2 protein-coding genes and 1 pseudogene are annotated in these 2,921 nt (G+C 64.1%); all 3 read left to right on the forward strand.

From position 1 onward, the window contains the following. Window positions 1-825 (forward strand): sugar ABC transporter substrate-binding protein (locus EN969_RS24815; protein ID WP_127419474.1); only part of this gene is annotated, 825 nt, incomplete at its 5' end. A 79-nt stretch (window positions 826-904) separates the two neighbouring features. Further along, window positions 905-2,452: a sugar ABC transporter ATP-binding protein gene (locus EN969_RS24820; protein WP_063168516.1), complete on the forward strand. Its 1,548-nt coding sequence runs from the start codon at window positions 905-907 to the stop codon at window positions 2,450-2,452. Beyond that, a pseudogene (locus EN969_RS24825) lies at window positions 2,449-2,921 on the forward strand (ABC transporter permease); the annotation flags it as partial. The gene EN969_RS24820 and the pseudogene EN969_RS24825, both read left to right, overlap by 4 nt.

The raw sequence follows: 2,921 nt of genomic DNA on the forward strand, positions 1-2,921 counted from the left end.
GGCGAGGACGTGCCGGCACAGATCTCGGCGATCAACAATTTCATCGATTCCGGCTATGACGCCATCGTCACCGACGCCCAGAACCCGACGGCCTTCGGTCCGGTCATCAAGCGTGCCAAGGAAGCGGGCATCGTGCTGGTCGCCTTCGACAACATTCTCGATACCAAGGACGCCATCAACGTCAATGTCGATCAGAAGGGTCTTGGCGAATTGTGGGCCAAGTGGCTGGTCGGCAAGATACCGAACGGCGGCAAGATCCTGGAAGTGCGCGGCGTCGCCGGCACCTCCGTCGACACCGATCGTCACAACGGCATCCACGAGGTGTTCGATGCGTCCGGCAAGAAGTGGGACGTGACCGAAGTCGCCGGCAAATGGGATGACGGCGTGGCACAGAAGGTGACCGCGGATGCGATCGCCACCAACGGTCCGTTCGACGGCATCACCGGGCAGGGCGGCGACACGGGCATCGTGCAGGCGATGATCGACGCCAAGCATCCGTTCGTGCCGTTTGGCGGCGAGACCGAGAACGGCTTCCGCAAGTTCTGCGCCGCGCATTCAGCCGACGGGCTGAAGTGCTCGTCCGCGGGCTCGGGCCCGGCTCAGGTCGCCGTCGCCATCAAGACCGCGATCGCCGCACTCGAAGGCGAAGTCGTGCCACAAGAGGTGAAGCTGCCGCTGGCGATCGCCGAAGACCCGAACATGAAGGAAGGCACGGATTACTTCCCCAAGGAATCCGACAATTTCTTCGTCGGCAATTCCTTCCCGACCTGCGGCATCAATTTCAGCGCCCAGGAAATCATGGGTCAGACCAAGGAAAACCAGTAAATCATCGCTGGCTGTCACCTGGCGCCGCGGCTTGAGCCGCGGCGTTTGTCTCAATTCCACAATCGCCCTGGGAGGGCCGATGGACGGTGCGGCTCCGCTCTTTCGTATGGAAGGCATATCCAAGCGCTATGGCGGTGTACGCGCGCTGGAGAAGGCCGAGCTTGTTGTCGAAGCCGGCAGCATTCACGCCATTCTCGGTGAAAACGGCGCCGGCAAATCGACGCTGATCAAGGTCATGGCAGGTGTCGTGGCGCCCGATGAGGGGCGCATGACTCTGGATGGGCGCGAGGCGACCTTCGCCTCTCCGGGTGCCGCCAATAAGGCCGGCATCGTCTGCATCTTCCAGGAACTGTCGCTGGTCCCCGAGCTAAGCGTTGCCGACAACATAGTCATTTCCGACCCGCCCAAACGCTTCGGCATGATCGACCGCAAGGCGCAACGCCGCATCGCCGAAGAAGCACTTGCTCGTGCCGGCGCCGCCGACATCCACCCGCTGGCGCTGGTCAAGGACCTGCCATTGTCGCGCCGGCAGATGGTCGAGATCGCCAAGGCATTGGCACGCAAGCCGCGCATCCTCATCCTCGACGAGGCGACCTCCGCGCTGACTGCCGCGGATGTCTCGAAGATCTTCGCGGTGCTGAAGCGGCTGCGCGCGGAAGGGCTGGCGCTGCTTTACATCTCGCACCGCATGAACGAGATCGCCGAACTGGCGGACCAGTGCACGGTGTTCCGCAACGGCCGCAATGTCGCCAGCTATCCAGCCGGCTCGAAGAGTGACAATGAGGTGGTCGAACTGATGATCGGCCGCGAATACAGCCATATCTTTCCGCCCAAGCCGACGGCCGTGCCTGCCGCCGCGGCCCCCAGGCTCGAGGCCCGCAAGCTCTCATGGGCCGACCGGCTGCACGACATCTCGCTGACCGTCAGGGCAGGTGAGGTGGTCGGCCTTGGCGGCCTCGACGGCCAGGGCCAGCGCGAATTGCTGCTCTCCTTCTTCGGCGTGCTGCGCGGCCTCAGCGGCCAGATCCTGATCGACGGCAAGCCTGTGTCGATCACCAGTCCATCCGTTGCGCGCGACGACGGCATCGGCATGGCGCTCATTCCCGAGGACCGCAAGACCGAAGGGCTGATGCTGCCGATGACGGTGCGCGAGAACCTGTCCTTCGCCGCGCTCGACCGGTTGTCGAAAGCCGGCATCATCGACCGTGCCGCCGAGCAGCGGCTGATCGACGACATGGTCGGTCTTTTGGCGATCAAGACGGCGGGCCTCGACATTCCGGTCGGCGCGCTTTCGGGCGGCAACCAGCAGAAGGTGGTCATCGCCAAATGGCTGATGCGCCAGCCGCGCATCATCCTGCTCAACGATCCGACGCGCGGCATCGACGTCGGCACCAAGCAGGAGCTGTACCAGCTGATGCGCAAACTGGCCGACGCGGGTGCTGCGATCCTGTTCTACTCGACCGACTATGACGAGCTGATCGGCTGCTGCGACCGTGTGCTTGTGCTCTATGACGGGGCGGTCAAGCGCGAGCTGGTCGGCGCCGAGATCACCGAGCGGGCGCTGATATCAAGCGCGCTCAACATCCATGGCGAGGAGAGCCGGGTGGGCCTGGGAGTGGGCGCATGAAGGATTGGCGCTACTGGCTGGCCGAGCAGCGCGGAACGCTGCTGGCGTTCGGCATCTTCATCGTCATGTTCGTCATCTACACCTCGAACCATCCGGCCGGCTTCACCGCCAATGTGGTGCAGACGGCGGCCAACAAGGGCGTGCTGCTCGCCTTCGTCGCCATGGCGCAGACGCTGGTGGTGATCACCGCCGGCATCGACCTGTCCGTCGGCATGATTTTTCTCCTCACCAACTGCCTGGCTTCGTGGCTGGTGGTGGGAACGCCGATGCAGACGACGCTCGGCGTCATCGCCGTGCTGGCGGTGGGACTGCTGTGCGGCGCCATCAACGGCGCCATCGTCATCTATGGCCGGCTGCAGCCGATTGTCGCCACCATTGCCACAGGCGCCGTCTATTACGGCATCGGCCTGTTGCTGCGGCCATTTCCGGGCGGCTCGGTCAATGAGGACCTGGCCGATGCGCTGACCGG

This window comes from Mesorhizobium sp. M7A.F.Ca.CA.003.01.2.1 (assembly GCF_003998945.1).
Taxonomy (GTDB): domain Bacteria; phylum Pseudomonadota; class Alphaproteobacteria; order Rhizobiales; family Rhizobiaceae; genus Mesorhizobium; species Mesorhizobium ciceri.

Excerpts from the sequence above, each read along its gene's own strand:
- EN969_RS24820 (WP_063168516.1), top strand. The coding sequence starts at position 905 with ATGGACGGTGCGGCTCCGCTCTTTCGTATGGAAGGCATATCCAAGCGC.